This window comes from Aeromicrobium camelliae, from assembly GCF_003850045.1.
Classification (GTDB): Bacteria; Actinomycetota; Actinomycetes; order Propionibacteriales; family Nocardioidaceae; genus Aeromicrobium; species Aeromicrobium camelliae.
This window is the reverse complement of sequence record NZ_RQJX01000015.1, coordinates 88,299-113,927: the sequence shown is the minus strand read 5'-3', so window position 1 is coordinate 113,927 and position 25,629 is coordinate 88,299. Positions and strand designations below refer to the sequence as shown.

The window sequence follows — 25,629 nt, the reverse complement described above, 5'->3', positions numbered from 1 at the left end:
TGCTCTCGACACCCACGAGCATCAACGAGCGGTCTTGCAGATGACGTGAGACATGCCTTGCAGATGTCCTGAACCAGCACACCACCGGGAGCACCGATGCGCCGCAGCAGCCGTGGTCCGGCGAACAGCTCCGACGCTTCGACCCAGCCAAGCGAGGGAGGGAGCCCCGATGCCGCCGAGGAACGAGCCGGACCAGGCGCCGCCTCTCGTCGTCGCCGACGCCACGATTCACGTCTCCTCGTCGCGCCCTGAACGCACGGACATGTGGGTTCAGGACGGCGTCATCACCCACGTCGGCCGGAGCCGGGAGGACGGGCCGACCGGGTCGCGGGTGGTGGAGGCGCACGGCGCGTCCATCGTGCCGCTCGTCGTCGGCAGCGCGGCTCGGCACGGGAGGGGAGTGCGTCCGAGCACCAACGAACTCGTCGCGGGTAGCCCCGCCACGTTCGCGATCACCAGATCCCGGATCGGCCCCCGCGCCTTCGAGACGTGGATGATCATCCGGCCCACGGACCTCGTCGCGGTCGTGGTGGCCGGGCACGTGATGGCGTGGCGCGGGGAGCCGACGGCCGCCTGTGATCCCGAGGCGCCGTCCTGGTGCGGAACATGGGTCGACGACGCGCGTGCGCTCGAGCAGCACCTCCTGCCCGGCGGCCGGTACACCGAGACCCCGCCATGGTCGGGTCGACGCCTCCACCGGGCGCTTACCGGACGCGCGGGCAGCGCATCGTCCCTCTCGACGACAGCGGTTTCTGGGCCTTCGGGGAACGTCTCGACGGCGTGCTCTACCACGCGGACTTCGTCATGACGAGGCGGTCGACGGGTCGGTGAGCGCTGCATCGAGGTCCCGCAGGCACGCGGACGCCCACTCGGTCGCGGCCTGCGGGTAGGCGTCATCGGGCTGAGCCAGGACGTCCACGGCCGTGACCGTCCAGCGCCTGGGCCAGTTCGAGTGGACGTGGTGGCGATCGCCCGCCTCGGCGACGCGGCCGACCTTGGTGCCGGAGACCCGCCGGCCAACGGCGCGCCGGAACGCGTCGATCGACGGTGCGCCGGGGCCGAGCATCTCGCGGACCCCCGAACGCAGGCCTTCGGCAGCCGCACGGGTGAGCCGCGACGGATGCTGCAGCTGGTAGCTCGCGATCGCGAAGTAATGGGCACGCTTGGCGGTCTCGCCGTCGATTCCCGCGAGGACGCGGTTCTCGACCTCGAGCAGTTCGTGGACCCTCGTCCAGCACTCCGCGCTCCGCGGGAGTTCGGCTCCGCACTCGACGCATTCGGGCATGTCCGCACCGTAGCGCGCCACGACGGTGAGGTCAGAGCCGACGAAACGGATACCGGTCGCGCACGTGGGCGTTGAAGTACCGGCCGATGCTGTCGGCTGCGACGAGTTCCTCATGCACCTTGCGGGGGACGCCGCGATAGCGGTAGACGGTCCCGTGATGGAACTCGACCTCGAGCGTGCCGCTCGCGGCGTCGTAGCCGATCGAGCGCACGCTGGAACTGTCGACGGGCCGGCGCCTCATCGACGCGCCGCCATCCCGGCCGCGCGGGTGCGGTCCGGTGTCTCCCCGAGGACGGAGCGGTAGGTCCGCGTGAAATGCGCCTGGTCGGCGTAGCCGAGATCGGCTGCCAGCGCAGCGAGGTCGGTGGCCGGTGACGTGAACAGCGTCGTCGCGGCCGTCTGCAGGCGGCGGCACTCGATGAGCCATTTCGGCGTCACCCCGACGTGGTCGTGGACGACGCGCCGCAGCCGTCGTTCACCCACCCCCAGCCGGTCGGCGAGATCGGCGACCCGGAGAAGATGCGTGTCCTCCTCCGCGATCTGGCACGCTTCGTTGGCGAGGTGCCCGGAGTCGTCCACCTGCTCGGCGAGCGGACCGAGCCAGCGGCGAAGGATGCTCGTGATGCGGTCGCTCATGTCGACGGCGCTGATCGCGGCGACGATGTCCGCGTGAGGTGACGAGGGCAAAGGCTCGGCCGCACCGACCAGCGAGTCGGGCGGCGTCGCGATCAGCGCCCGCATCCCCGCCGCGCGCAACAGGATCCCGACGGCCCATGACCGGCCGGTCAGTTCACGCACCTGGACACGAGAATCGGGACCGTAAAGTGCTGCGCCCTCGGGTCCGATGACGATGTTCCCGGCCGGATACGTGAGCACACGCTGCGGTCTGCGCTGACCGGCAGGGACGTCCCACCGCACGATCCACACGTGACGCACGAGCGGGTCGAGGCCGGGGTCGAAACGCTCGAAATGCACCTCGCGATCGCCGGGATTGAGGTGACCCTTCGACGTGACCACTCCGACCCCCTGTCCGGATTTTTCAAGACCTCCACGTCCTCCGTCGCGAGGATGAGGCTATGACCGAACAGATTACGGCTGCCACGGGTGATCACACGACCCGTGGAGTTCCCCACGGAAGTACGTCGCTCACCCCGCACATCGTGGTCGAGCCCGCGGCCGACGCACTGGAGTTCTATCGCGACGTCTTCGGGGCCACGGTCGATGACGTGACCCGCTTCGGCGACACCGTGGCCCACGCCGAACTCGACTTCGGGCACGGCCGCCTGACGCTCAGTGACCCGCTGGAGGGATACGGTCTCGTGTCGAACGACCCGGAGCGTGGTGCCACGTATTCCTTGGCGCTGTACCTTCCCGACGTTGACGCCGTCGTCGAGCGCGCCGTGCAGCGCGGAGCGACATTGCGCGAGGCCGTCGCCACGTTCGTGTCGGGCGACCGCTTCGGGTCGGTGCTGGACCCGTTCGGCGTGCGCTGGTCCATCATGACGCGTGTCGAAGACCTCGCACCCGAGGAGAGCCGGCGCCGGGTGAAGGAGTGGGCGGCACAACAGTCCGCCACCTGACTCGCCCCGCAGGGTCGTCGCCCGCGAGCGGTGGATCAGCGTCCATCCGCTACCGGGAAACGGACGCTGACTCACCGCCCCGGCGGAGAAAGGGACGCTGAGTCACCGCTCCGGATCAGCGGCGGACGGCTGAGAGGTCGCGGATGGTGCGACCCTTGGCGAGGCCCTTGGCCTCGAACTTCGTGATGGGACGCCCGGCGAATCGTTCGGACCAGTCGCCGGAGAAGTCGAAAGGTCCGGCGCGGTCGAGGACCTCACGGATCTGCTCGGCGTAGTCCTCCCAGTCGGTCGCGAGCCGCCACACGCCACCGGGCTTCAACACCCGGGCGGCGAGCGGAACGAAGTCGTCGGTGATCAGTCGGCGCTTGCGGTGCCGCTTCTTGTGCCAGGGGTCCGGGAACCAGACGCGCAACTCGTCGAGTGCTCCTGCGGGGAGCATGGTCGAGAGCGCCGGCACCGCGTCGACGACGGCGAGCCGCACGTTGGTCACGTTCTCGTGCCGCATCGTCACGAGGGTCTGTGCCACGCCCGGCACATAGACCTCGAGCCCGAGGAAGTCCACCTCCGGATGCTCGGCCGCCGCATGGACGAGGGACTCGCCGCGGCCACTGCCGATCTCCATGATGACCGGCGCTTCGCGGCCGAAGGTCTCGCTGAGGTCGAGCCGGAATTCCGGGTCGACCGAGGTGCTGGAGACGGCCCGGGGAACGTCGAGCACGTAGCGGTCGGACAACTCGTCCCAGGCGAGCTGCTGGCGGTCGGTGAGCCGCCCGCCGCGCCGGATGAAAGACACGACATCGCGGTGATGACGCGGGTCGACGGGGCACTCGGACACCCCCGAACCCTACCGCCGACCGATCTGCCCGAGGTGCAGACGTCGTTGGACCGTTCTACTACGATGGGACCACAGAGGTCACATTCCCACCGGAGGAACGATGCGCAGCAACAACCCCGTCTTCGCCCGAAGCGAGGAGTTCAACCGCGCCACGACGCCGTACTCCGATCCGTCCCAGTGGACGATCGATCTGAGTGGCGACGCCGGCTCGACTACGAGCGAGACCCCCACCCGTACCGATCGCATGACGATCGACTCCGTCGTCGAGAAGACCGGGATCACGCTCGGTCTCGTGGCAGTCGCCGCGGCCGTCACCTGGTTCCTCGTCGGCGACCTGGCGGCTGACGAGAGCGCGGTCGGCCGTGCGTACGCGTTCGCGATGGGCGGCGCGATCATCGGCCTCGTCCTGTCGCTCGTCAACTCCTTCAAGAAGGTCGTCAACCCGGCCTTCGTGATGGCCTACGCGGTCGTCGAGGGTGTCTTCGTCGGCGCCTTCTCCAAGATCGTCGCGACCTGGGTCGGCCAGCCGTCGATCGTCTTCCAGGCCGTCCTCGGCACCATCATCGCGTTCGCAGGCACCCTCGCGGCGTACAAGTTCTTCAACATCCAGGTCACGGACAAGTTCCGCCGCGTCGTGACGATCTCGGTCTTCGCCTTCGTCGGTGTCGTGCTCGTCAACTTCGTGCTCAGCATGTTCGGCGTCTTCGAGTCCGGCGGACTGCGCGGGTTCAACACCCTCGGCCTCATCGTCTCGGCGATCGCCGTCGTGCTGGCCGTGTTCATGTTGATCCTCGACTTCGACTACGTCGAGCAGGGTGTCGCCGCGGGTCTGCCGCAGCGTGAGTCCTGGCGTGCAGCCTTCGGCCTGACCGTCACGCTGATCTGGCTGTACATCGAGATCCTGCGCATCCTCGCGATCTTCGCCAACAACGACTGACCGCGTTCGCGCTGAAAGGGCCGGCACCCGCGGGTGCCGGCCCTTTCGCATGCTCGATGAGAGGTCGGGCGGTGAGCTAGTACGCAGCTGAGCTGGTCGGGTGGGTGGTGGCGCACCGCTGAGTGCGCTGGCTGCGTGCTCACGCGCCGCTGGCGTTCGTTCAGCGCCGGCGCCGCAGCACGCTCGCCCAGCGACCGTCGGGCACGACCTGGGTGCCGCCGTGCTCCGAGGCCTCGACGGCCGCGTCGGTCACGGTCATGTAGTCGCGCGGAGTCCCGGCGTAGCCCTGATGGGCGCGCTCGCGCCAGGCCGCGGCCGCTGCGGCGTTGAGGAAGGACGCCATCGTGGCGTAGCCCATCGCCGAGGGGTGGAAGCGATCCTCGCCGAAGAGGGCGTCGCCCTTGGAGACGAACAGCGGGCCGAGCAGGTCGGCGAGCGATACGACACGAGCTCCGGCCTTGACGCTGGCGACGGTCTGCGCTCGCGCCATCTGCCGGCTGAGCAACTGCGCGACCCAGCGCAGCGGCTGGGGGAGTTGCTTGACGGTGCCGAGATCCGGGCACGTGCCGACGACGACCTCTGCTCCCTCCGCGCGCAGACGAGCGATCGTCTCGCTGAGGAAACGCGTCGCCCGGCCCGGTGAGACCTGGTGCGTGACGTCGTTGGCACCGACGAGAATGATCGCGAGGTCGGGCTGGTGGTCGGCTGCCGCCTCGAGTTGTCCGGCCAGGTGGGACGAGCGAGCGCCGACCTTGGCGACGGAACGCACATCCACGGGGGCGTCGAACAGGTGCGACAGACCCAGGCCGATGAGGGCCGGGGGAGTCTGGTCGGCGCGCTTCATGCCATACCCGACGGCGGTGGAGTCGCCCATGACGAGGACCTTGACCGGCGTGCCGGGGAAGTCGACCCCATAGACGCCATCGGCGAGCGGGGGCACCTCGTCGGTCGTGCCGATCCGGCGGCGAGCCAGCAGCACCTCACCCATGAGGAGTCCGTACGCCCCCGAGATCGCTGCGACTGCGCCGGCGGCGGCCTTCGCGGTCGTCTTGGGGAGCAGGGGCATGCGCCGATTCTAGTTCCGTCATGCGACACCTGCGCCGGGAGCGGGGGAGAATGAGGCTGACCCGGGTGTGGGTTCGCTCACCTACGATGGTCCTGTGAGCGAGTACGTGCCCAATCTGCGCGACGTCGGCGGTCTCCATGCCGCGGACGGCGCGATTCAGCCGGGGCGTCTGCTCCGCAGCGCCTTGCCGTTGTCCGACGACCGCGTGCCCGAGCACATCACCTGGCCGCCGCGGCTGGTGCTCGACCTGCGCTCTCACCATGAGGTCGAGCCCGAGCACCCGCTCACGGCGACGGGAGCCCGCATCCGCAACTTCCCGCTGCTCAGCGCGCTGCAGCCGGGCGTGGCGCCGCCGGAGAGCCTCGGGGATCTCTACCTGCTCATGCTCCGCACCTCGGCGCCCTATCTCGTCGAGGTCGTCGACGAGATCGCCCGCGCCGACGGCACCGCGCTCGTGCACTGCGCGGCCGGCAAAGACCGCACGGGCGTCTCCGTCGCGCTGACCCTGTCGCTGCTCGGCGTGCAGCGCGATGACATCGTCGACGACTACCTCGTCACCGCCCGCAACGAGGAGGAGATCGAGGCGCGTTTCCGAAGGGTCTTCGGCCCACGGCGCGCCGAGCTCCCGACGGCCTACTTCACCACCCCGGTCGATGCCATCGTCGCCGTGCTCGACGCATGGGACCAGCACGAGGACGGCGTGCACGGCTGGTTCCGCGCTGCCGGCGGCGACGCCGAGACCGTCAAGCGCCTCCACGAACGGCTCCTCGCATGATCGGCGACTACAACGTCCCCGCCCGCGAAGTCCCGCTCGGAGGGCTTCGCCAGCTCACGGTGCACCGCACCCTGCCCAGCCGCGGTCTCCCGACCATCGGGCCGTGGTGCTTCGTCGACCACTTCGGGCCCACCACGGCGACGATGACGGTGCTGCCGCACCCGCACACGGGGCTGCAGACCGTCACCTGGCCGATCACCGGCCGTATCCGCCACCGCGACAGTCTCGGCAGCGACGTCGTGCTGGAACCGGGCGAACTCAACCTCATGACGTCCGGCGACGGGGTGTCCCACTCGGAGTTCTCGGTCGTCGACGACGGTCCCGCCGACATGCACGGCATCCAGTTGTGGGTCGCGCTGCCCGACGCCGCCCGCCTTGGTCCCGCGGCCTTCGAGCACCACCCGGATCTTCCTCGCGTCGTCGGGCAGGGGTGGCAGGCCACCGTCCTCGTCGGGGAGTTCGCGGGCGAGCGCTCGAAAGCCACCCTGTTCTCGCCGGCCATAGGTGCCGAGGTGCGGCTGCAGCCGGGCTCGCACCGGCTGCCGGTCTCTCCAGCATTCGAGCACGGCATCCTCGCCGTCGACGCCGACCTCACCGTCGAAGGGGAGCGGGTCGAGCATCGCAGTCTCCGGTACCTCGCACCGGGACGCGAAAGCGTCGAGGTTCACGCCGATCAGAGCACGATCATCATGCTGCTGGGCGGAGAACCGTTCGAGGAGGAGCTCGTGATGTGGTGGAACTTCATCGGCCGCACGCACGAGGACGTGGCGCAGGCGCGCGAGGACTGGCAGGCCCAGGCAGCGCGCTTCGGTCACGTCGACGGCCATGATGGAGCGATCATCCCCGCACCGCCGATGCCAGACTTGCGGCTTCGGCCCCGCCGACGCCAGATGTGAGGCGTCGCACATCCCGCCGAAAACGGATACTGTCGGTATCTGGAGCCGAAGGGGTGAGCAGGGATGACATATTTCACCGGCCGCGTGGCGGTCGTGACGGGAGCGGCCGCCGGCATCGGTCGCGCGCTGGCTCTCGAACTGGCCAAACGGGGCGCGCGGATCGCGATCTGCGACATCGATGACGAGGGCCTCAAGGAGACCGAAGCGCTGGCCGCGCAGTACGGCACCGAGGTCCGGGCGGACCATCTCGACGTCGCCGACCGCGAGGCCATGTTCGCGTACGCATCACAGGTGGTCGAGCAGTTCGGCGTCGTGCATCTTGTGATCAACAACGCCGGCATCACGTTCGTCGGCGACATCGAGGAACTCGAGTTCGCCGATCTCGAGCGTGTCACCGATGTGGACTACTGGGGCGTGGTGAACGGGACGAAGGCCTTCCTCCCCCATCTCATCGCCTCGCGCGACGGTCACGTCGTCAACGTCTCCAGCGTCTTCGGCATCATGGCATCGCCCACGCAAGGTGCCTACAACGCGGCCAAGTTCGCGGTGCGTGGCTTCACCGAGACGTTGCGCATCGAGATGCTGCTCCGCAAGCGACCGGTCGCCGTCACCTCCGTCCACCCCGGCGGCATCCGCACGGACGTCGCTCGTAACGCCGGAAAGACCGGCGACCGTGATCGCGAGACCATCGAGGGAGTCTTCGACCGGATCGCCCGCACCTCACCTGAGCGCGCCGCCGAGATCATCCTGCGGGGTGTTGAGAAGCGGAAAGCCCGGGTGCTCATCGGACCCGACGCGGTGGCGCTCGACATCCTCAGCCGCGCGGTGGGCCCGGGATACCAGCGTTTGCTCGCCCTCGCCGCCTCGAGGACGAAGCTCTGATGGCGGTCCGGAACGACTGGTCGGGCCACACCTTCGAGCATCCCGCCGGACGGGTCCCGATCGCGGGCGACGCACTGCACCTGCGCACCGGGACGCCGCTCTCCAACGTCATGCGGCTCGCCCCCTCGATGGGCGACATCTTCGAGATCCGCGTGTTCGGCCAGAAGTTCGTCTTCGTGCAGAGCGCCGAACTCGCGGCCGAGCTCTGCGACGAGAGCCGGTTCCGCAAGGCGCTGTCGCCGGCCCTCGAGGCGCTCCGCGAGTTCGTCGGAGACGCCTTGTTCACCGCGTACGACGGCGAGCCGAACTGGCAACGCGCCCACGACCTCCTCATGCCCGCCTTCACGAAGGACTCGATGCGGGGCTACCACACCACCATGCTGGACACCGCTCGCGAGATGTTCGATGTCTGGGATGCGGTGGACGGTCCGATCGACGTCACCGCCGACATGACCAAGCTGACGATGGAGACGATCAGTCGCACCGCCTTCAGTCGCGACTTCGGCTCGTTCACCTCCCGCGAGGTGCATCCGTTCGTGCCGGCGATGATCGCCGCGCTCACCACCGGCATGCGCAAGTCCTCGCTCGACACCATTCCCGGCGGCAAGCGCATCGCCCGCAAGATCGATGCGGAGAACGCCGATCACCTCGCGTACGTGGATGAACTGGTGGACGGCCTCATCACGGATCGGCGGGCCAGTGGGGAAGAACGGGGCGACCTGCTCGATCTCATGCTCCGGACCGCGCACCCGCAGACGGGCGAGAAGCTCGACGACGTCAACATCCGGCACCAGATCCTCACGTTCCTGGTCGCCGGCCACGAGACGACCTCGGGCGCGCTCAGCTTCTCGCTCTACTACCTCTCGCGGCACCCGGACGTGTTGGCGAGGGCCCACGCAGAGACGGACGCGATCCTGGGCCCTGATCCCGACGCCGAACCGACGTTCGAGCAGGTGCCGAAGTTCCGCTACCTGCGCCGCATCCTCGACGAGGCGCTGCGGCTCTGGCCGACCGCTCCGGCGTTCTCACGCAGCCCGCGCGAGGAGACGATGCTGGCCGGGACGTACCGCATGACGCCTGACGACTGGGCGCTGATCATCCTGCCGCTGACGCACCGTGATCAGCGGGTTTGGGGTGAGGACGCCGATCAGTTCAACCCGGATCGCTTCCTGCCACAGAACAGCCGCGGCAGGGCCAAGAACATCTACAAGCCGTTCGGGACGGGCGAACGAGCCTGTATCGGCCGGCAGTTCGCCTTGCACGAGGCCATCCTCGTCCTCGCGCGCATCCTGCACCGCTATGAGATCAGCGGAGACCCGGACTACGAACTGCGGATCGATGAACGGCTCACGATCGTCCCGAAGGGCTTCCGGCTCGAGCTGCAGCCGCGGACGCCGTCGTCGGAGGCACCGTCGGGCCACGCCGATGGTGGTGACGACCGGGCGGGCCGATGCCCGGTCTCGCACTGACGCTCAGCGCAGGCTCGTCCGGCCGTCGGCATCGACCGTCCAGAACGGGTTGTGAGCGACCTCCCACAGGTGGCCGTCCGGGTCGGCGACGTAGGCGGAGTACCCGCCCCATGGGGTCGGCGCGGCCGCGCGTGTGAGGGTGGCACCGGCCTGGACGGCCTGCTCGACGACCGCGTCGACTTCGTCACGCGTGCGGGTGTTGTACGCAAGCGCGATCCCGGAGAAGCCGGAGCCGGTGTCGCCGACGCCGGTGTCGGCCGCGAGTTCGGCGCGCGACCACAACGCGAGGACCAGGCCCGGGAGCTGATAGTACGCGACCTCGGGTTCGTCGTTGTTCTTGACGAACCCGAGGCCGCTCTCGTAGAAGGCCCGCGCGCGGGTGAGGTCGGTGACGCCGAGCGTGATGAGACTGAGACGTTGCTCCATGCTCGTCACGCTGGCGGCGTCCCCTGACGATCAGCGCTCCGTCGCGTCGTCCTCGTCCGCCGTGAGCGCCTTCGTGGTGCTGCCTTCGCTGATCGTGATGCGTGTCGGCTCGGTGCCCGCATAGACGCCGCTCACCCGGATGTTCAGCACACCGCGGTCGTACGAGGCGCTGACTGCGTCGGCGCCGATGTGCGACGGCAGCGTGAACGTACGCTCGAACTGGCCGTAACGGATCTCGCGGATGCTGCGGCCTTCGCGGTCCTCGGCCCGCTCGTCACGGCGTTCGCCGCGCACGACGAGGCGGTCCTGCACGACCTCGACGGTCACGTCGGACTCGATGTCGATACCGGGTACTTCGAGCCGGACGATGACGTCGTCGCCGTCGCGTACCGCCTCGGCGGCCGGCATGAAGTCCGTGCGCAGGGGCTCGGGCCACGTGCCGGTGCCGAACGCGGAGCGCATGAGGGCGTCGAAGGGGTCACGGCGAGTGAACAGGGAAAGTGTGGTCGACATGGGCAGTCCTCCTTCTTCACGTTCCCGGTCCCCACGACCGGTCACAAGTTGAGTGTAGGTCACTCAACTTTGCTCACCCAAGTCCGCGCACCTACATTTCGCTGATGGCGAAAACGCTGCCGTTTCAGGCCCGAGTGGCGGCCTCGAGGGTGTCGCTCAGTGGCGTGGTGGGTCGTCCGATCAGCGCGGCGAGCTCGCTCGTCGTCACCCCCAGCTCGCCCTGCGCGATGGCCGCGTCGACGCCGACGACGAACTCGATCGCACCTTCAGGCAGCCCCGCCTCGCGGAGCACGTCGCGGTGTTCGTCCGCGGAGACGCGGCGCACCTCCACGTCCGCGCCGGTGGCGGCGGCCAGCGCCTTCGCGAGGTCGTCGAATGTCCAGGCGGTGTCGCCCGACAGCTCATAGACCGGCTTCGCGTCGGGGTCCACGAGTATGGCCGCGGCGGCCGCGGCGTAGTCCGCGCGAGCGGCCGAGGCGACGGTGCCGTCTCCGGCGCTGGTGATCACGGCCCCGTGCTGGCGGGCGTTCTCGAGTTCGCCCAGGTAGTTCTCGCTGTACCAGCCGTTGCGCACGATGACGTGAGGGAGGCCGGAGGCCGCGAGGAGTCGTTCGGTCTCGACGTGGTCGGGCGCGACGGGGTTGAGGGAGGTGTCGCTGGCTCCGAGCGCGCTGGTGTAGACGATCCGGCCCACGCCGGCGGCGCGGGCCGCGTCGATGACGGCGCGGTGCTGATCGACGCGCTGGCCGACCGCGTTGCTCGAAATCAGCAACAGGTCGGTGACGCCGGCGAGTGCGTCCTCCAGTTGCTCGGGCTGGTCGTAGTCGAAGGCGCGCACCTGGGCTCCGCGCTCGCGGAGGTGGGCCGCTCGCTGGGGGTCGCGCGCGAGGGCGACGACCTGGTCGAGGTTGACGTGCGCAGCGAGTGCGTCGATGACGAGGGTGCCGAGGGCGCCCGTCGATCCGGTCACGGCGATGGTCATGGGGTTCTCCTGGTCGAGTACTTACATTTCGTAAGCACTATACTGGAGTAAGTAAACGAGCCGGGAGGTGCCCCATGGTCGATCTGCGAGCCTTCGACGTGTTCGCGACCGACTGCCCGTCGCGCTCAGTGCTCGATCACGTGACCAGCCGGTGGGGAGCACTGACCCTGGCCGCGCTGCGGCCGGGCCCTCGCCGCTTCAACGACATCGCACGTGCGATCGGTGGCATCAGCGATCGGATGCTCTCGCAGACCTTGAAGACGTTGGAAGGTGACGGACTCGTGGTCCGCGATCAGCAGCCCGGCGGCCAGCGGGTCGAGTACGCCCTCACGCCCGAGGGGGAGCGGATCGCCGACGCGACACGCCACCTCATCGACGCGCTGTACGAGGTCATGCCGACGCTGCTGGCGCCCCGGAGTGCCGGCTAGGCGTCCAGCAGGCCCGCGGCGCGGGCGATCTCGGCGTAGTCCGCGGCGAGGGTCTCCGGCGTGGCGTGCGCGTTCAGCCCGCTGGGGTTCGGCGCCACCCACAACTGCGCTCCAGCCAGGTCCCGAGGCTGCCGTCCCGTCGCGGCGCGCGGCTCGCCGAAGGCGGTGCGATACGCGGTCACGCCCAGCACGGCCACGACGCGCGGGCGGCGTTCCTCGACGAGGTGGGCGAGCCGCTGTCGTCCTTCCACTAGCTCGGTGCGATCGAGTTCGTCAGCGCGAGCTGACGCGCGGGCGACGAGGTTCGTGATGCCGACGCCGCATGCGGCGAGCTGCGGACGCGCTTCCTCGGGGTCGATCGTCTCGATCAGGCCCGCGTCGCGCAGCGCGGGGTAGAAACGGTTGCCGCGCCGCGCGAAGTGCAGACCCGTCGCGGCACTCACGAGTCCGGGATTGATGCCCACGAACAGCAGTGCGAGTTCGCCCTCGGGGAGGAGGTCGGGGATCGTGCGTCCTGCGAAGGACTCGAGCTCCGCGCGGCTCCACCGACTCCTGACGCTCACGACGGCCAGCCTAGGGCCTCGCGGGCTCAGACGTCGGCGTACTGCACCCCGGTCGCGTGCAGCGGGCAGTAGCCGAACGGGTTCTTCACCAGGTACTGCTGGTGGTATTCCTCGGCGTAGTAGTACTCGTCGAGCGGCCGGATCTGCGTGGTGATCTGCCCATAGCCGTGGGCGGTCATCTGCCGCTGGTAGGCATCGCGCGACGCCTCCGCCTTGCGCTGCTGCTCCTCGCTCGTGGTGAGCAGGATGGAGCGATACTGGCTGCCGCGGTCGTTGCCCTGGCGCATGCCCTGGGTCGGGTCGTGGTTCTCCCAGAACACCTTGAGGAGCTGGTCGTAACTGGTGACCGCGGGGTCGAAGACGACCCGCACGACCTCCGCGTGACCGGTCAGGCCCGTGCAGACCTCCTCGTACGTCGGATGCGGCGTGATGCCGCCCGCGTACCCGACGGAGGTCGACCAGACGCCGGGCTGCTCCCAGAACGTCTTCTCCTCGCCCCAGAAGCACCCGAGTCCGAAGACGGCCACCTCGAAGCCCTCAGGCCCATCCGTCTCGATCGGGTTGCCGGTCACGAGGTGCCGGTCACCCACCGCGAACGGCCTGGACTCGCGTCCGGGCAACGCGGTCTCGGGGGTGGGGAGCTGGGTCTTGTCGCGACCGAAGATCATGGTTCGCCTCATCACTGGTCGAGAAGGTGCGGACATGTCACACAACGCCGTGCGGCGTCGGTCTGTTCCCTTAGTCTCGAAGAGTGAGTAGTCAGAGTCCGCGTCCGGAGGGCCGGCGCTACGAGGTTCCGGTCGGCATCGAGATCGCCGCGGCCTGGTCGTGGCGCCTGATCGTCATCGCCGTGGCGGGCTATGCGCTCGCGTGGCTGCTCGGCTTCCTCTCCGAAGTCACGGTCCCGCTCGCCGTCGGCCTCTTGCTCACGGCGTTGACCGCCGGTGCCGTCGACGCGATGCACCGGCGCAAAGTGCCGCGGATCGTGGCCACGTTCATCGTCGTCATCGGCATGCTGGTCGCCGTGGGCGGCCTCATCACGGTCGTCGGGACGCAGCTGTCCACGCAGTTCAACGATTTGCGCGACGCCGTGGTCGAGGGCATCGCTCAACTTCAGGATTGGGCCAAGCAAGGGCCGCTCAACCTCAGCGACGCCCAGCTGGCCCAGTGGATCGATCGAGTCCAGGCGGCGATCGCGTCGAGCGACAGTTCCGTCGTCAGTCAGGCCACCGAAGTCGGTACCCGGGTCACCCACTTCGTCGCGGGCTTCTTCATCGCGATCTTCGCGACCTTCTTCTTCCTCTACGACGGCGCGAAGATCTGGGATTGGGTCGTGCAGTTCTTCCCGCGTGCCTCGCGCGACAAGGTGCGCTCGTCGGGGCGTGCGGCGTGGGGGTCGCTCACCGCGTTCGTCCGGGCGACGGTCCTGGTCGCCCTCGCCGATGCCGTGGGGATCGCGCTGGTCGCGGTCATCTTGCAGGTGCCGCTTGCGCTGGCCATCGGTGTGCTCGTGTTCCTCGGCGCCTTCATCCCCATCGTGGGCGCTCTCATCTCGGGCATGGTCGCGGTGCTGGTGGCCCTCGTGGCGCACGGCCCCATCACTGCACTGCTGATGCTGGCCGGGGTCGTGGCCGTCCAGCAGATCGAATCGCACGTCCTGCAGCCCTTCCTCATGGGGCACATCGTGGCGATTCACCCGCTGGCGATCATCGTGGCGATCGCCGCCGGCATCGTCGTCGCGGGGATCGTCGGCGCGCTGCTCGCGGTGCCCTTCGCCGCGTGCGTCAACAGCATCGTCCGGCACCTCGCCGAAGGCGAACCACCCGTCACCGACGGCGTCGTGGGGGACGAATCGCAGGACTTGTAGCGCCACGCGCCACCACCCTCCGCTTTCAGCATTCCTGAAGCCCCCCTGAACGGCTGCTGAGAATCGCTGGTAGAGTCACCTGTCGCTGACTGAGACCGACAGAGAACGCAACCGATGGCAGTGGCTTACGCGGCCGGGGGGACGCGACGGTAAGCCCGGAAGACGAGGCTTTTGACGTGGCACTGATCGATGCCGACCAGCTGTACAAGGTGTTCGGCCGCGGTGCCGAGCGCGGTGTCCCCCGCTTGGCGCGCGGCGAATCCCGAGACGACTTGCGTCGTGACGGCCTGACGGCCGCGGTGATCGACGCGAGCTTCACCGCCGAACGCGGCGAGATCTTCGTGGCGATGGGTCTGTCCGGCTCCGGGAAGTCCACCTTGATCCGCATGATCAACGGTCTGCTGACGCCCACCGCCGGCGAGATCCGCATCGACGGGCAGAACATCAACGCCCTCGACGCCAAGGGCCTGCGCGCGGTGCGCCGCGAGAAGGTCAGCATGGTCTTCCAGCATTTCGCTCTGCTGCCGCACCGCACGGTCGGGGAGAACGCTGCGTACGGGCTGCAGTTGCGCGGCATGAACCGCAGCGAGCGGGAGCAGCGCGCCGAGGACGCGCTCGCGATGGTCGGCCTCGGCGGTTGGGGCGGTTCGCTGCCGGGCGAGCTCTCGGGCGGCATGCGCCAGCGGGTCGGACTCGCCCGCGCCCTCGCCGCCGGCACCGAGATCCTGCTCATGGACGAAGCCTTCAGCGCCCTCGATCCGCTGATCCGCCGCGAGATGCAGGACCAGCTCGTCGAACTGCAGTCGCGCCTGGGCAAGACGATCGTCTTCATCACGCACGACCTCAACGAGGCGATGCGTCTCGGCGACCGCATCGCGATGATGCGCGACGGCCGGATCGAGCAGATCGGCACGTCAGAGCAGATTCTCAACAACCCTGCGAACGACTACGTCGCGCAGTTCGTCCAGGACGTCGACCGGACTCGCGTCCTCACCGCCTCGTCGGTGATGGAGCGACCCGTCGCCGTCCTGGGGTCCACGCAAGGGCCGCGCACGGCGCACAAGCTCATGCGCGAGCACCAGCTGGGTTCGCTCCTGGTGGTCGACCGCCAGCATCGCCTCGTCGGCGCCGTGACGGAGAAGGACGTCGTCCGCGCTGTCGAACGGGGCCAGGGTGACCTGGACGGACTCGTGGTCCCCGCGACCACCGTCACGCCGGACGTGGCCGTGGCCGATCTGTTCACGGTGTCGGCCGAGAGCCCCGCTGCGCTCGCGGTCGTCGAGGACGGGCGGCTCGTCGGCGTCATTCCTCGGGTGACGCTGCTCAGCGCCCTGGGGGCGGTCGGCGGCGACGCCGTGACCGACGCGCCAGACGGAATCGGGTTCACCGCCCCCGTCGCGGAGCCCACCGCGTGATGGGCCGCGCGTCGAGTCCAGCGACCCCCGTGCGAGTGACCGAGGTGATCCGATGAGTTCCGTCCTGCGTACCGAGACCGTGGAGTCCGGCGTTCCCCGCATCCCTGTCGGCGACTGGGTCGAGACCGCCTTCGACTGGGTCCAGGACTCGATGGGCACGTTCTTCGGCGCGGTGGCCGACCTGATCGGCACGACCGTCGGTGGTCTGACCGACATGTTGCAGGCGCCGCCGGCCGTCGTGCTCGTCGCCGTGTTCGCGCTGATCGCCTGGCTGCTGCGGGACTGGAAGCTCGCACTCCTCGCCGCAGTGAGCCTGTTGGCGGTCGTCGGCATGGACCAGTGGGACAACGCGATGCAGACGCTGTCGCTCGTGCTGGTCGCCACCATCGTCGCGTTGGTGATCGGCATTCCCATCGGAATCGCCGCGGCACGTTGGGACGGGGTGAGCCGGGTCGTGCGACCCGTCATGGACCTCATGCAGACGATGCCCGCGTTCGTGTGGCTCGTACCGGTGGTGACGCTCTTCAGCATCGGAGTGCCCGCCGGTCTCGTGGCGACCGTGATCTTCGCGCTGCCGCCAGGGGTGCGGCTCACCGAACTGGGTATCCGCCAAGTCGACCCGGAGGTCGTCGAGGCCGGGCAGGCCTTCGGCGGCACCCCGGGTCAGATCCTGCGCGGCATCCAGCTCCCGCTCGCCATGCCCACGATCATGGCCGGCATCAATCAGGTCATCATGCTCGCGCTGTCCATGGCCGTCATCGCCGGGCTCGTGGGTGGCGGAGGCCTCGGCAGTGAGGTGACCAGCTCGATCTCACGCCTCGACGTGGGCCTCGGCTTCGAGGCCGGACTGTCCGTCGTGGTGCTCGCGATCTACCTGGATCGGGTGACGGCCGCTGTGGGTGAGGGCGGTCTCGGTCGTCTCCGCGGCCGCCGGGCCGGTCGCCGGACCCCGCCGGCGAGCCGGACGGCGACGGACGACGCGTCCGCCCGCACCCCCGCCACCGCGTGACCTCGAGTCAAACGCAACGAACTGAACGCACGCTGACAACGAATCGAAAGAGGAGAACATGAAGTTGAGTGGACGTAAGCGCGCGACCGGCCTGCTCGCCGGAGCTGTCGCGCTGGGCCTGACCCTGGGTGCCTGTGGTGGCGGCGACGATGCGAGCGGCGATGGCGGCGACGGCGCTGACAAGTCGATCACGCTCGGCATCATCCCCTCGTGGACCGACGGCTTGAGCACCGCGCACCTGTGGAAGCACGTGCTCGAGGAGGAGGGCTATGAGGTCAAGATCGAGGAGATCTCCGAGGCCGCTCCGCTCTACACCGGCGTCGCGAACGGCGACATCGACGTGTATCCCTCGGCCTGGCCCGAGGTCACCCATGCCTCGTACATGGAGGAGTACGGCGACGACCTGGAGGACCTCGGCGCGTACTACGACGGGGCCAAGCTCACCTTCGCGGTGCCCGAGTACACCGACATCGACTCGATCGCCGACCTCAAGGGCAACGCCGACATGTTCGACGGCAAGATCGTCGGCATCGAGCCCGGCGCGGGTCTGACCAAGCAGACCAAGGAGAGCGTCATCCCCACCTACGAACTCGACGACGAGTACCAGCTCGTGGAGTCCTCGACGACCGCGATGCTCGCGGAGTTGAAGAAGGCCACCGGCGCGCAGGAGGACATCGTCGTCACGCTCTGGAAGCCGTTCTGGGCGAACTCCGAGTTCCCGGTCAAGGACCTCGAGGACCCCGAGGGCGCGCTGGGTGAGGCCGAGACGCTCAACGCGATCGCCACCGCCGGCTTCTCCGAGGAGTACCCCGAGCTCGCGGAGATGTTCGCGAACTTCAAGCTCGACGATGAGGCCTACGGCTCGCTCGAGAACCTGGTGGTGAACGAGTACGGGGAGGGCCGCGAGGACGAGGCCGTCGAGGCGTGGCTCGAGGAGAACCCGAACTTCATCGAGAGCCTCAAGGGCTGACCCTTCACGGACGCTGACGCCCGGTCGTCGCCTGCTCCGGCAGGGGGCGACCGGGCGTCGCCGTGTCCACGCGGATCGGTGACCGGGGCGGCGGCCTATTCTGGCTCGGTGGACCTCGACGATGTACGCGCCGCCCGTGCTCTCCTCCACGGTGTCACGGAGGTGACGCCGGTCGCCCACTCGCGGTGGCTGGCCGATCTTGTGGGTGCTCCGGTGTATCTCAAATGCGAGAACCTGCAGCGGGCCGGTTCGTTCAAGGTGCGCGGTGCCTACGTGCGGATCGCGCGACTCGCCGAGTCCGAGCGTGCTCGCGGCGTCGTCGCGGCGAGCGCCGGCAATCATGCGCAGGGCGTGGCACTTGCGGCGCGCAAGCTCGGCACGACGGCAACGATCTTCATGCCAGAGGGCGCCGCGCTTCCCAAGGTGCAGGCGACGCTCGGTTACGGGGCAGACGTTCGCTTCCACGGGGCCGGCGTCACCGACGCGCTCGAGGCTGCCGTCGAGTTCAGCGAGCGCACCGGTGCCGTGCTGATCCACCCGTTCGACCACGAGGACATCCTGGCTGGGCAGGGCACGGTCGGGCTCGAGATCGTCGAGCAGCAGCCGGACGTGCGGACGATCCTCGTGCCGCTCGGCGGGGGAGGGCTGGCGGCGGGTATCGCCCTGCTGAAGCAGGAGCGTCCGGACCTGCAGATCGTCGGCGTGCAGGCCGAGGCCGTCGCCGCGTACCCGCCTTCGTTGGCCAAGGGCGAGCCCCAGCTGGCTGCGCTGGAACCGACGATGGCCGACGGCATCGCGGTCGCGCGCCCCGGCGACGTTCCCTTCGGGGTGATCCGCGACTACGTCGACGAGGTCGTCACCGTCGGTGAAGACACGCTCAGCACGGCGCTGATCGGACTCCTGGAGCGCGCGAAACTGCTCGTCGAGCCTGCCGGGGCCGCGGGGGTGGCCGCCTTGCTCGAACGTCCCGACGCTTTCGCGGGCCCCGTCGTCTCGGTGCTGTCCGGCGGCAACATCGATGCGCTCCTGCTCCTCGAGGTCATCCGGCACGGTCTCGCCTCGGCCGGGCGTTTCATGATGTTCCGCGTGCGGATCTCGGACCGCCCGGGCGAGCTGATGCGGCTGCTCACCGAACTGGCGCGCAACGACGTCAACGTGCTCAACGTGAATCACGACCGCGCGTCGGAGGCGTTGGGCGTGCGCCAGGTCGAGGTCGCACTGCAGGTGGCCACGCGCGGCCCCGAGCACCGTGAGGAACTGCGCGAACACCTCACCCGCCTCGGGTACGACCTCTTCTGACGCCCTCTCCCGCGCCGGGCGGTGGGTATGGGTCCATTCGGAGGGTCAGTATGGACGCATACTCACCGCTCGGCGCGGGGAATGGACGCTCACTCACCGCCCGGGCCGCAGGGGAATGACGAACGCCCCCGGCATCGTGCCGGGGGCGTTCGGGTGTCGACTCAGAACGGCGTGGCGTCGAGGATCTCGACGGTGATGCTCTTGCCGTTGGGGGCCTCGTAAGTCGCCTCGTCGCCGACCTTCTTGCCGGAGATCGCCGCGCCGAGCGGCGAGGTGGGCGAGTAGACGTCGAGGTCGACGCTGGAGTCCATGCTCAGCAGCTCGCGCGAGCCGAGGAGGAACGTCTCGGTGTCGCTGTCGCCAGCGAAGCGGATCGTGACCTTCATGCCCGGCTCGACGAGTCCGTCGTCCGCGGGTGCTTCGCCGACCTCGGCCCGGCGGAGCATGTCCTCGAGCTGGCGGATGCGAGCCTCGGTCTTGCCCTGCTCCTCGCGCGCGGCGTGGTACCCGCCGTTCTCGCGCAGATCGCCCTCCTCACGGGCGGCGGCGATCTTGGCCGTGATGTCGGCACGCACCTCGCACTTGAGATGCTCGAGCTCCGCCGTCAAGCGGTCGTAAGCCTCCTGAGTGACCCAGATGGTGTCGGACTCGGTAGACGTCATGATGCCTCCTCCACGTACGGAACCCCGGGTCACCACCCGGGGTTGAAACTCCGAGTCTACCAGGAATCAGGCGGGTTCACAGGCCCGAAGCGTCGCCGTGGTGGCGCGCTGCTCGGTGACGATGTCCGCGCGGACTCGGGTGTGGCGGGGGTCGGCGGGAACCTCGATGATCGTCTCGCCGACGACCGCTTTGTTCTCCGCCTGGGCGTACACCTCGCACTCCAGAGGAAGATCGTCCTCGCTGCGGTACACGTTGACGGTGATCGAGGTGAGCTCGTCGGACTCGACCTCGTAGCCGAACACCTCTGCTTGGTACGGCGGGACGTCGTCCCACGCGACCCATGCCGCCCAGGCAACGCCGACGGAGATCCCGAGCACGGCCACGAGCGGCCACACCCAGCGTGGGGTCGCGCGGCGCCCGTACCGCTCGGACAGATCGGTCATGCCCCCAGTGTCTCAAACCGGTCGTGACGTCAGGTCCGCACCATCGCCGTGAAAAGATGGAGCCCGTGGACGAACGATTTCGACTGATGCACGTGCACGCGCACCCGGACGACGAGTCCAGCAAGGGAGCAGCCACGACCGCCAAGTACGTGGCCGAGGGTGTGGACGTGCACGTCGTGACGTGTACCGGCGGTGAGCGGGGCTCCATCCTCAACCCGGGCTTCGAGCACCCGGGGATCTTGGAGAACCCCGACCTCATCTCGGAGATCCGGCGCGAGGAGATGGAGCGGGCGCGCGACATCCTCGGCATCACGCAGGACTGGCTCGGCTTCGTCGACTCCGGATGGCCCGAAGGCGACCCCAAGCCGCCGCTGCCTGAAGGGTGCTTCGCACTCGTTCCGTTGGAAGAGGCGGCCGCGCCGCTCGTCCGGCTCATCCGCTCCTTCCGTCCCCACGTCATGACGACGTACGACGAGAACGGCGGCTATCCCCACCCGGACCACATCAAGTGCCACGAGATCAGCGTCTACGCCTTCGAGGCGGCGGCTGACCCGGAGCGGTACCCCGAGCTGGGCGAGCCGTGGCAGGTCAGCAAGCTCTACTACCACTTCGGATGGTCGCGGCGCCGTATGGAGGCGATCGAGGCGGCCATGCGCCGGCACGGACTCGAATCGCCCTACGCCGAGCGGATGAATCGTCCTTTCGACCCTGAACGCGAGAAGCGAGTCACCACGCACGTGCCGTGTGCGGACTACTTCCACGTGCGCGACGAGGCGCTCATCGCCCACGCGACGCAGATCGACCCGAACGGCTTCTGGTTCGCCGTGCCGCGCGAGATCGAGAAGGAAGCGTGGCCCACCGAGGACTACGAACTCGTCAAGAGCTTCGTCGACACGACACTTCCCGAGGACGACCTGTTCGCCGGGCTGCGCTGACCGCGGGCCCGCGGGGCTCCTGATGGCGCCACGGCCTAGTCTGAAGGCGTGGACTTCAGCTATCTGCCGTCGGTCATGATCGCCGCCGAGGAGATCGACCCCGAAGGCAACCAGTCGATCGGCTGGCTCGCGGGTGGCTTCACCCTGCTTCTGTTCATCGTGGTCGCGCTACTGCTGTGGTCGTTCGCGCGGATGGCGCGGCGGGCCCGCGAGCCGTGGCAGGGCGAGGACGAGCAGGACACGTCGTCGCCGGAGACCCCAGGCGACGACGACACCACGCCGTGACCCTCTGGGACGACTACGTCCAGGCCTATCCGCAGTATGCGGCCGAGGTGCCCGAAATCGACCAGTTCGGCGATTCGCCCGAGCTCGCGGACGAGCTCCTCGAGCTGGTGCTGCGCGGTCCTAAACGCGCTACAGCCGGCCTTGCCACCTACGGCATCCCGGCGGTCGGCACGCACTGGGTCATGACCGACGGTGCCGGTCGGCAGCGCGCCATTCTCCGCACGACCGACGTCCGGGTCGGACGTCTCGACAGCGTCGACGACCAGTTCGCCTGGGACGAGGGCGAGGGCGACCGCAGCCGGCGCTACTGGCTCGAGGCCCACCGCCGGTACTTCCGTCGGGTCGTCGAGCCGACGCCGACCGACGACGAACTGAACGCCCTCGAGATCGTTTTCGAGCGGTTCGATCTCGTCTGGCCGCCGTCCGACCTGTGACGCACCTCTCCTTCCTCACCCCCTTCTGACCAGGCGCGATGCGATCGCGACCACGAAAAAGGGGGTCCTTCGCGCGCATTGGGTGATATGTGCTGTGTAATATGCTACCCCGGTGTGACGGCAGCCACAGCGGTCCTCGGGCGCTGGCGACGAGTCGTGCATCCAGGGGCGGGCAACCACCCGCCTTCCAATCTCACCTCATCAACGATTCCATCTGGAATCCCATGGCGTACTTCGCGCTGGCCGGCTCATCACGGACAAGCGACAGTCGGACGATGGCATCTCCTCACTGCAGGCTCTGCTGCTGACCCTGGCCAGCCGCGTGGGCGTCGGCAACATCGCCGGCGTCGCCACCGCGATCGCTGCCGGTGGTCCCGGAGCGCTGGTCTGGATGGTCATCTGCGCCCTGCTCGGCTCGGCCAGCTCGTTCGCCGAGTCGACGCTCGCGCAGGTGTTCAAGCGCAAGGTCAACGATGAGCACCGCGGTGGCATGCCGTTCTACATCGAGCACGGGCTGAAGCTCAAGTGGCTGGCGGTCCTGGTCTCGACGCTGGCCATGGTCGGCTACGGATTCGTCTTCCCGGGTGTCCAGTCCAACAACATCGCCTCGAGCATGGAAGGCGCGTTCAGCATCCCCACCTGGGTGACCGCGGTCTTCATCACGGCCCTCATGGCGTTCGTGATCGTGGGAGGCACCAAGCGCATCGTCGCCGCCGCGCAGATCATGGTGCCGATCATGGCCGTCGGCTACGTGCTCGCCGCGCTGGTCATCACCCTGGTGAACGTCGACCAGATCGTCCCGACGTTCCGACTCATCTTCGCCTCGGCGTTCGGCACCGATCAGGTGTTCGGCGGCATCGTCGGCGCAGCTGTCGCATGGGGTGTGCGCCGAGCTGTGTTCTCCAACGTCGCCGGCGTCGGCGAGGGCACCTACGGGTCGGCCGCCGCGTCGGTCACGCACCCGGTCAAGCAGGGCCTCGTGCAGTCGTTCTCGATCTTCATCGACACCGTGGTCGTCTGCTTCGCGACCGGGTTGATGATCGTCATGACCGGTTCGTACAACGTCTTCGCCGCCGATGGCGAGCCGATCGTCGAGCACGTGCCGGGTCTGGAGGCGGGGGCCGCCTACACGCAGGAGGTCATCAGCACCGTCATGCCGGGCTTCGGGTCGGCGTTCGTGGCGATCGCCCTGTTCTTCTTCGCCTTCACGACGCTGGTGGCGTTCTTCTACATCGCCAAGACCAACCTCGTCTACCTCACCGGCACCGAGTCCAGCCGCGTCGGTGACCCCGTACTGAAGCTCGGAATGCTCGTCATCACGTTCACGGGCGCCATCATCAGCGCCGACGCGATGTGGGGGATCGGCGACATCGGTTACGGCACGCTCGGCTGGGTCAACATGCTCTGCATCCTGGCCCTGTCCGGCACGGTCATCAAGGTGACCCGCGACTACGACCGGCAGCGTCGCGCCGGTCTCGATCCGGTGTTCCGTCCCTCCGAACTCGGCATCAAGGGTGCCGACTTCTGGGAGTCCGACGCGGCGGCGGCCGAGCCGGCGCGCAACGCCGAGCACGAGGCACGCTGAGGTGAGCGGTGGCGCTTCCCCCGGGGAGCGCCACCGCCGCCGCTCGATGCGTCGTCGGGCCGGGTGTGCCAGCGTGGAGGTATGACGAACCGCCTCGCTCAGGCCCAGTCGCCCTATCTGCGTCAGCACGCCGACAACCCGGTGGACTGGTGGGAGTGGGGCCCCGAAGCGATGGAGGAGGCGCGGCGCACCGATCGCCCCATCCTCCTGAGCGTCGGATACGCCGCGTGCCACTGGTGCCACGTCATGGCGCACGAGTCCTTCGAGGACCCGGCCACGGCGGCGTTCATGAACGAGCATTTCGTCAACATCAAGGTCGATCGCGAGGAACGCCCGGACGTCGATGCGATCTACATGCAAGCGACGCAGGCGATGACCGGTCAGGGCGGCTGGCCCATGACCTGCGTGCTGACGCCCGACGGCGAGCCCTTCTTCGCGGGCACCTACTTCCCGCCCGAGCCGGCGGGTCAGCACCCGGCGTTCCCCCAGGTCCTCCAGGCGCTCGCCGAGGCGTGGCGCGACCGTCGCGAGGAGATCGTCCAGGCGGGCGCGCAGGTGCGGGCCTTCCTCGCCGACCGCGGAGCAGGCGGCGGGGGAGCGCTGACACCGGACCATCTCGCCGGAGCCGTCGACGCGCTCATCGGGGAGTTCGACAGCGACTTCGGCGGGTTCGGTAGCGCGCCCAAGTTCCCGCCGTCCATGGTGCTGGAGTTCCTTTTGCGTCATCACGCGCGCACCGGGGACGAGGTGTCGCTCTCCATGGTCGAGCGCACGTGCGAGGCGATGGCCCGCGGTGGCATGTACGACCAGCTCGGGGGCGGTTTCGCCCGGTACAGCGTCGATCGCCACTGGCGTGTGCCGCACTTCGAGAAGATGCTCTACGACAACGCGCTGCTGCTGCGCCTCTATCTGCACTGGTGGCGCCAGACCGGCGCGCCGCTCGGCGAGCGGATCGCGCGCGAGAGCGCGTGGTTCCTGCTCCGGGAGCTCCGAACGCCGGAGGGCGGGTTCGCCTCGGCCCTCGACGCCGACAGCGACGGTCACGAGGGAACGTTCTACGTCTGGAACCCCAACCAGCTGATGCGCACGCTCGGAGCGGTGGACGGGGCGTGGGCGGCGTCGCTGCTCGGCGTGACGGCCGCCGGCACGTTCGAACGGGGGCTGTCGACGCTGCAACTGCGCGAGGACCCCGACGATCCCGAGCGCTGGGAACGGGTGCGGGCGGCGTTGCTCGAGGCCCGCGCGGAGCGCACCCGTCCCGCGCGTGACGACAAGGTCGTCGCGGCGTGGAACGCGCTGGCGGTGTCGGCGCTCGTCGAAGCGGGCGTGCTCCTCGAGGAACCGGCCTTCGTGGAGGCGGCGGTCGAGGCCGCCCAGCTGCTGTGGCGGGTCCACGTGCGCGACGGCGTGGTCCGGACTTCGCGCGACGGTGAGCCGTCCCGCAACGCCGGTGTCCTCGAGGATCACGGCACGATGGCCGAGGCGTTCATCGCCGTCCTCGGTGTGACGGGGGATCCGGCCTGGCTGGATCGCGCCCAGAGTCTGCTCGACCGGGTGCTCGAGCACTTCGCCGATCCCGACGGCGGCTGGTTCGACACGGCCGACGACGCCGAGCAACTGCTGGTGAGGCCCCAGGATCCGTCCGACAACGTCACGCCGTCGGGCACGTCAGCGGTCGCGCACGCGATGCTCGCGATGGCGGCGGTGACGGGGGAGCAGCGCTACCGCGAGGCCGCGGAGGAGTCCATCAGCGCGGCGGCTCCGCTGGCGCAGCAGGTGCCCCGGTACGCGGGCTGGACGCTGGCCGCCGCCGAAGCGGTGCTCGCGGGCCCGGCGGAAGTGGCGGTCGTCGGCGACGACCCGGTGCTCTACCGGGCTGCTCTCGGACTGACGACGGCGGGCGCGGTGGTCGTCCGCGCGGACGAAGGGGCGGCGATCCCGTTGTTCGAGGCCAAGACCCGCATCGACGGCCGGACGGCCGTCTACGTCTGCCGTGATCACACCTGCCAGCGCCCCATCACCGACCCCGCTGACCTGACCGCGGATTACCAGGTGATGTAGTTTTCTTGTCACTTCTCCGGGTGAGT

31 protein-coding genes are annotated in these 25,629 nt (G+C 68.9%); 18 read left to right on the top strand and 13 right to left on the bottom strand.

The genetic code is table 11. From position 1 onward, the window contains the following. Positions 1-270: 270 nt before the first annotated feature. The gene (locus EHW97_RS15980) at positions 271-501 is read right to left on the bottom strand and encodes a hypothetical protein (protein ID WP_166367493.1); all 231 of its coding nucleotides are present in this window, start codon (positions 499-501) and stop codon (positions 271-273) included. Between the two features lie 105 nt (positions 502-606). Here EHW97_RS15980 and EHW97_RS15975 point away from each other — a divergent pair, with 105 nt between their 5' ends. Further along, entirely contained in the window at positions 607-831 is a 225-nt protein-coding gene (locus tag EHW97_RS15975; protein WP_124237334.1) for an Atu4866 domain-containing protein, read from the top strand. On the opposite strand, the gene EHW97_RS11600 is transcribed toward EHW97_RS15975, so the two are convergent. From EHW97_RS11600 to EHW97_RS15785, 3 genes are read right to left on the bottom strand one after another with little or no spacing between them, the layout of a single operon-like run. Next, on the bottom strand, positions 803-1,285 hold the full coding sequence (locus tag EHW97_RS11600; RefSeq protein ID WP_124237333.1) for a DUF5946 family protein: 483 nt from the start codon (positions 1,283-1,285) through the stop codon (positions 803-805). The genes EHW97_RS15975 and EHW97_RS11600 overlap by 29 nt on opposite strands. A gap of 31 nt (positions 1,286-1,316) precedes the next feature. Next, entirely contained in the window at positions 1,317-1,496 is a 180-nt protein-coding gene (locus EHW97_RS11595; RefSeq protein ID WP_243696415.1) for a KTSC domain-containing protein, read from the bottom strand. Positions 1,497-1,522: 26 nt separating this feature from the next. Then, the gene (locus EHW97_RS15785; RefSeq protein ID WP_124237331.1) at positions 1,523-2,302 is read right to left on the bottom strand and encodes an AraC family transcriptional regulator; all 780 of its coding nucleotides are present in this window, start codon (positions 2,300-2,302) and stop codon (positions 1,523-1,525) included. A 59-nt stretch (positions 2,303-2,361) separates the two neighbouring features. Here EHW97_RS15785 and EHW97_RS11585 point away from each other — a divergent pair, with 59 nt between their 5' ends. Beyond that, the gene (locus tag EHW97_RS11585; RefSeq protein ID WP_124237330.1) at positions 2,362-2,865 is read left to right on the top strand and encodes a VOC family protein; all 504 of its coding nucleotides are present in this window, start codon (positions 2,362-2,364) and stop codon (positions 2,863-2,865) included. Between the two features lie 115 nt (positions 2,866-2,980). Here EHW97_RS11585 and trmB read toward each other — a convergent pair whose 3' ends face one another. Continuing rightward, the gene (trmB, locus tag EHW97_RS11580) at positions 2,981-3,700 is read right to left on the bottom strand and encodes a tRNA (guanosine(46)-N7)-methyltransferase TrmB (RefSeq protein WP_124237329.1); all 720 of its coding nucleotides are present in this window, start codon (positions 3,698-3,700) and stop codon (positions 2,981-2,983) included. 100 nt (positions 3,701-3,800) lie between these two features. Here trmB and EHW97_RS11575 point away from each other — a divergent pair, with 100 nt between their 5' ends. Then, the gene (locus tag EHW97_RS11575; RefSeq protein ID WP_124237328.1) at positions 3,801-4,637 is read left to right on the top strand and encodes a Bax inhibitor-1/YccA family protein; all 837 of its coding nucleotides are present in this window, start codon (positions 3,801-3,803) and stop codon (positions 4,635-4,637) included. Between the two features lie 160 nt (positions 4,638-4,797). Here the strand turns inward: EHW97_RS11575 and EHW97_RS11570 are convergent, their stop codons facing one another. Then, on the bottom strand, positions 4,798-5,703 hold the full coding sequence (locus EHW97_RS11570) for an SGNH/GDSL hydrolase family protein (protein ID WP_124237327.1): 906 nt from the start codon (positions 5,701-5,703) through the stop codon (positions 4,798-4,800). Positions 5,704-5,797: 94 nt separating this feature from the next. Between EHW97_RS11570 and EHW97_RS11565 the strand changes: the two genes are divergently transcribed. From EHW97_RS11565 to EHW97_RS11550, 4 genes are all read left to right on the top strand, one after another. Next, positions 5,798-6,478 carry a tyrosine-protein phosphatase gene (locus EHW97_RS11565; RefSeq protein WP_166367491.1) on the top strand — a complete coding sequence of 227 codons (681 nt, stop codon included), beginning with the start codon at positions 5,798-5,800 and terminating at the stop codon, positions 6,476-6,478. Beyond that, positions 6,475-7,374, top strand: a complete 900-nt coding sequence (locus EHW97_RS11560) for a pirin family protein (RefSeq protein WP_124237325.1) — start codon at positions 6,475-6,477, stop codon at positions 7,372-7,374. Before EHW97_RS11565 ends, EHW97_RS11560 begins: the two co-directional genes overlap by 4 nt. Before the next feature lie 63 nt (positions 7,375-7,437). Then, a complete protein-coding gene (locus EHW97_RS11555; RefSeq protein WP_124237324.1) occupies positions 7,438-8,256 on the top strand; it encodes an SDR family NAD(P)-dependent oxidoreductase in 819 nt (272 codons plus the stop codon). Further along, a complete protein-coding gene (locus tag EHW97_RS11550) occupies positions 8,256-9,725 on the top strand; it encodes a cytochrome P450 (RefSeq protein WP_124237323.1) in 1,470 nt (489 codons plus the stop codon). Before EHW97_RS11555 ends, EHW97_RS11550 begins: the two co-directional genes overlap by 1 nt. A 3-nt stretch (positions 9,726-9,728) precedes the next feature. On the opposite strand, the gene EHW97_RS11545 is transcribed toward EHW97_RS11550, so the two are convergent. The 3 genes from EHW97_RS11545 to EHW97_RS11535 all read right to left on the bottom strand — a co-directional run bounded on the left by EHW97_RS11545 (position 9,729) and on the right by EHW97_RS11535 (position 11,646). Beyond that, complete coding sequence (locus tag EHW97_RS11545; RefSeq protein WP_124237322.1) at positions 9,729-10,151, bottom strand: VOC family protein; 423 nt, start codon at positions 10,149-10,151, stop codon at positions 9,729-9,731. A 30-nt stretch (positions 10,152-10,181) separates the two neighbouring features. Next, positions 10,182-10,664 carry an Hsp20/alpha crystallin family protein gene (locus EHW97_RS11540; RefSeq protein WP_124237321.1) on the bottom strand — a complete coding sequence of 161 codons (483 nt, stop codon included), beginning with the start codon at positions 10,662-10,664 and terminating at the stop codon, positions 10,182-10,184. A gap of 124 nt (positions 10,665-10,788) precedes the next feature. Next, the gene (locus EHW97_RS11535) at positions 10,789-11,646 is read right to left on the bottom strand and encodes an SDR family oxidoreductase (RefSeq protein WP_124237320.1); all 858 of its coding nucleotides are present in this window, start codon (positions 11,644-11,646) and stop codon (positions 10,789-10,791) included. 74 nt (positions 11,647-11,720) lie between these two features. On the opposite strand from EHW97_RS11535, the gene EHW97_RS11530 reads away from it, so the two are divergent. Further along, the gene (locus EHW97_RS11530; RefSeq protein ID WP_124237319.1) at positions 11,721-12,074 is read left to right on the top strand and encodes a winged helix-turn-helix transcriptional regulator; all 354 of its coding nucleotides are present in this window, start codon (positions 11,721-11,723) and stop codon (positions 12,072-12,074) included. Here the strand turns inward: EHW97_RS11530 and EHW97_RS11525 are convergent. Together EHW97_RS11525 and msrA are read right to left on the bottom strand one after the other, a co-directional pair. Then, complete coding sequence (locus tag EHW97_RS11525; protein ID WP_124237318.1) at positions 12,071-12,637, bottom strand: mismatch-specific DNA-glycosylase; 567 nt, start codon at positions 12,635-12,637, stop codon at positions 12,071-12,073. The two genes, EHW97_RS11530 and EHW97_RS11525, sit on opposite strands and share 4 nt — an antisense overlap. Positions 12,638-12,663: 26 nt before the next feature. Beyond that, positions 12,664-13,305 carry a peptide-methionine (S)-S-oxide reductase MsrA gene (msrA, locus tag EHW97_RS11520; RefSeq protein WP_124237317.1) on the bottom strand — a complete coding sequence of 214 codons (642 nt, stop codon included), beginning with the start codon at positions 13,303-13,305 and terminating at the stop codon, positions 12,664-12,666. Positions 13,306-13,388: 83 nt separating this feature from the next. Here msrA and EHW97_RS11515 point away from each other — a divergent pair, with 83 nt between their 5' ends. The 5 genes from EHW97_RS11515 to ilvA all read left to right on the top strand — a co-directional run bounded on the left by EHW97_RS11515 (position 13,389) and on the right by ilvA (position 19,197). Further along, positions 13,389-14,504: an AI-2E family transporter gene (locus EHW97_RS11515; protein ID WP_124237316.1), complete on the top strand. Its 1,116-nt coding sequence runs from the start codon at positions 13,389-13,391 to the stop codon at positions 14,502-14,504. Between the two features lie 176 nt (positions 14,505-14,680). Further along, positions 14,681-15,919 carry a quaternary amine ABC transporter ATP-binding protein gene (locus EHW97_RS11510; RefSeq protein WP_124237315.1) on the top strand — a complete coding sequence of 413 codons (1,239 nt, stop codon included), beginning with the start codon at positions 14,681-14,683 and terminating at the stop codon, positions 15,917-15,919. A 52-nt stretch (positions 15,920-15,971) separates the two neighbouring features. Further along, the gene (locus tag EHW97_RS11505) at positions 15,972-16,928 is read left to right on the top strand and encodes an ABC transporter permease (RefSeq protein ID WP_124237314.1); all 957 of its coding nucleotides are present in this window, start codon (positions 15,972-15,974) and stop codon (positions 16,926-16,928) included. Between the two features lie 58 nt (positions 16,929-16,986). Next, a complete protein-coding gene (locus EHW97_RS11500) occupies positions 16,987-17,898 on the top strand; it encodes a glycine betaine ABC transporter substrate-binding protein (protein WP_124237313.1) in 912 nt (303 codons plus the stop codon). A gap of 108 nt (positions 17,899-18,006) precedes the next feature. Then, positions 18,007-19,197: a threonine ammonia-lyase gene (gene ilvA, locus EHW97_RS11495; protein WP_208002005.1), complete on the top strand. Its 1,191-nt coding sequence runs from the start codon at positions 18,007-18,009 to the stop codon at positions 19,195-19,197. A 161-nt stretch (positions 19,198-19,358) separates the two neighbouring features. Here ilvA and greA read toward each other — a convergent pair whose 3' ends face one another. Beyond that, positions 19,359-19,859 (bottom strand): transcription elongation factor GreA, encoded by a 501-nt coding sequence (greA, locus tag EHW97_RS11490; protein ID WP_124237311.1) that lies wholly within the window; start codon positions 19,857-19,859, stop codon positions 19,359-19,361. A 66-nt stretch (positions 19,860-19,925) separates the two neighbouring features. After that, positions 19,926-20,303, bottom strand: a complete 378-nt coding sequence (locus tag EHW97_RS11485) for a DUF4307 domain-containing protein (RefSeq protein ID WP_124237310.1) — start codon at positions 20,301-20,303, stop codon at positions 19,926-19,928. 56 nt (positions 20,304-20,359) lie between these two features. On the opposite strand from EHW97_RS11485, the gene mca reads away from it, so the two are divergent. The 5 genes from mca (at position 20,360) to EHW97_RS11460 (ending at position 25,603) form a co-directional block, all read left to right on the top strand. Beyond that, on the top strand, positions 20,360-21,238 hold the full coding sequence (gene mca / locus EHW97_RS11480; protein ID WP_124237309.1) for a mycothiol conjugate amidase Mca: 879 nt from the start codon (positions 20,360-20,362) through the stop codon (positions 21,236-21,238). A gap of 48 nt (positions 21,239-21,286) precedes the next feature. Further along, positions 21,287-21,523: a hypothetical protein gene (locus EHW97_RS11475; protein WP_124237308.1), complete on the top strand. Its 237-nt coding sequence runs from the start codon at positions 21,287-21,289 to the stop codon at positions 21,521-21,523. Further along, entirely contained in the window at positions 21,520-21,957 is a 438-nt protein-coding gene (locus EHW97_RS11470) for an ASCH domain-containing protein (RefSeq protein WP_124237307.1), read from the top strand. The genes EHW97_RS11475 and EHW97_RS11470 overlap by 4 nt, the downstream gene beginning before the upstream one ends. A 160-nt stretch (positions 21,958-22,117) precedes the next feature. Further along, positions 22,118-23,542: an alanine/glycine:cation symporter family protein gene (locus EHW97_RS11465; protein ID WP_124237306.1), complete on the top strand. Its 1,425-nt coding sequence runs from the start codon at positions 22,118-22,120 to the stop codon at positions 23,540-23,542. A gap of 81 nt (positions 23,543-23,623) precedes the next feature. Next, positions 23,624-25,603, top strand: a complete 1,980-nt coding sequence (locus EHW97_RS11460; protein WP_124237305.1) for a thioredoxin domain-containing protein — start codon at positions 23,624-23,626, stop codon at positions 25,601-25,603. Positions 25,604-25,629 lie beyond the last annotated feature (26 nt).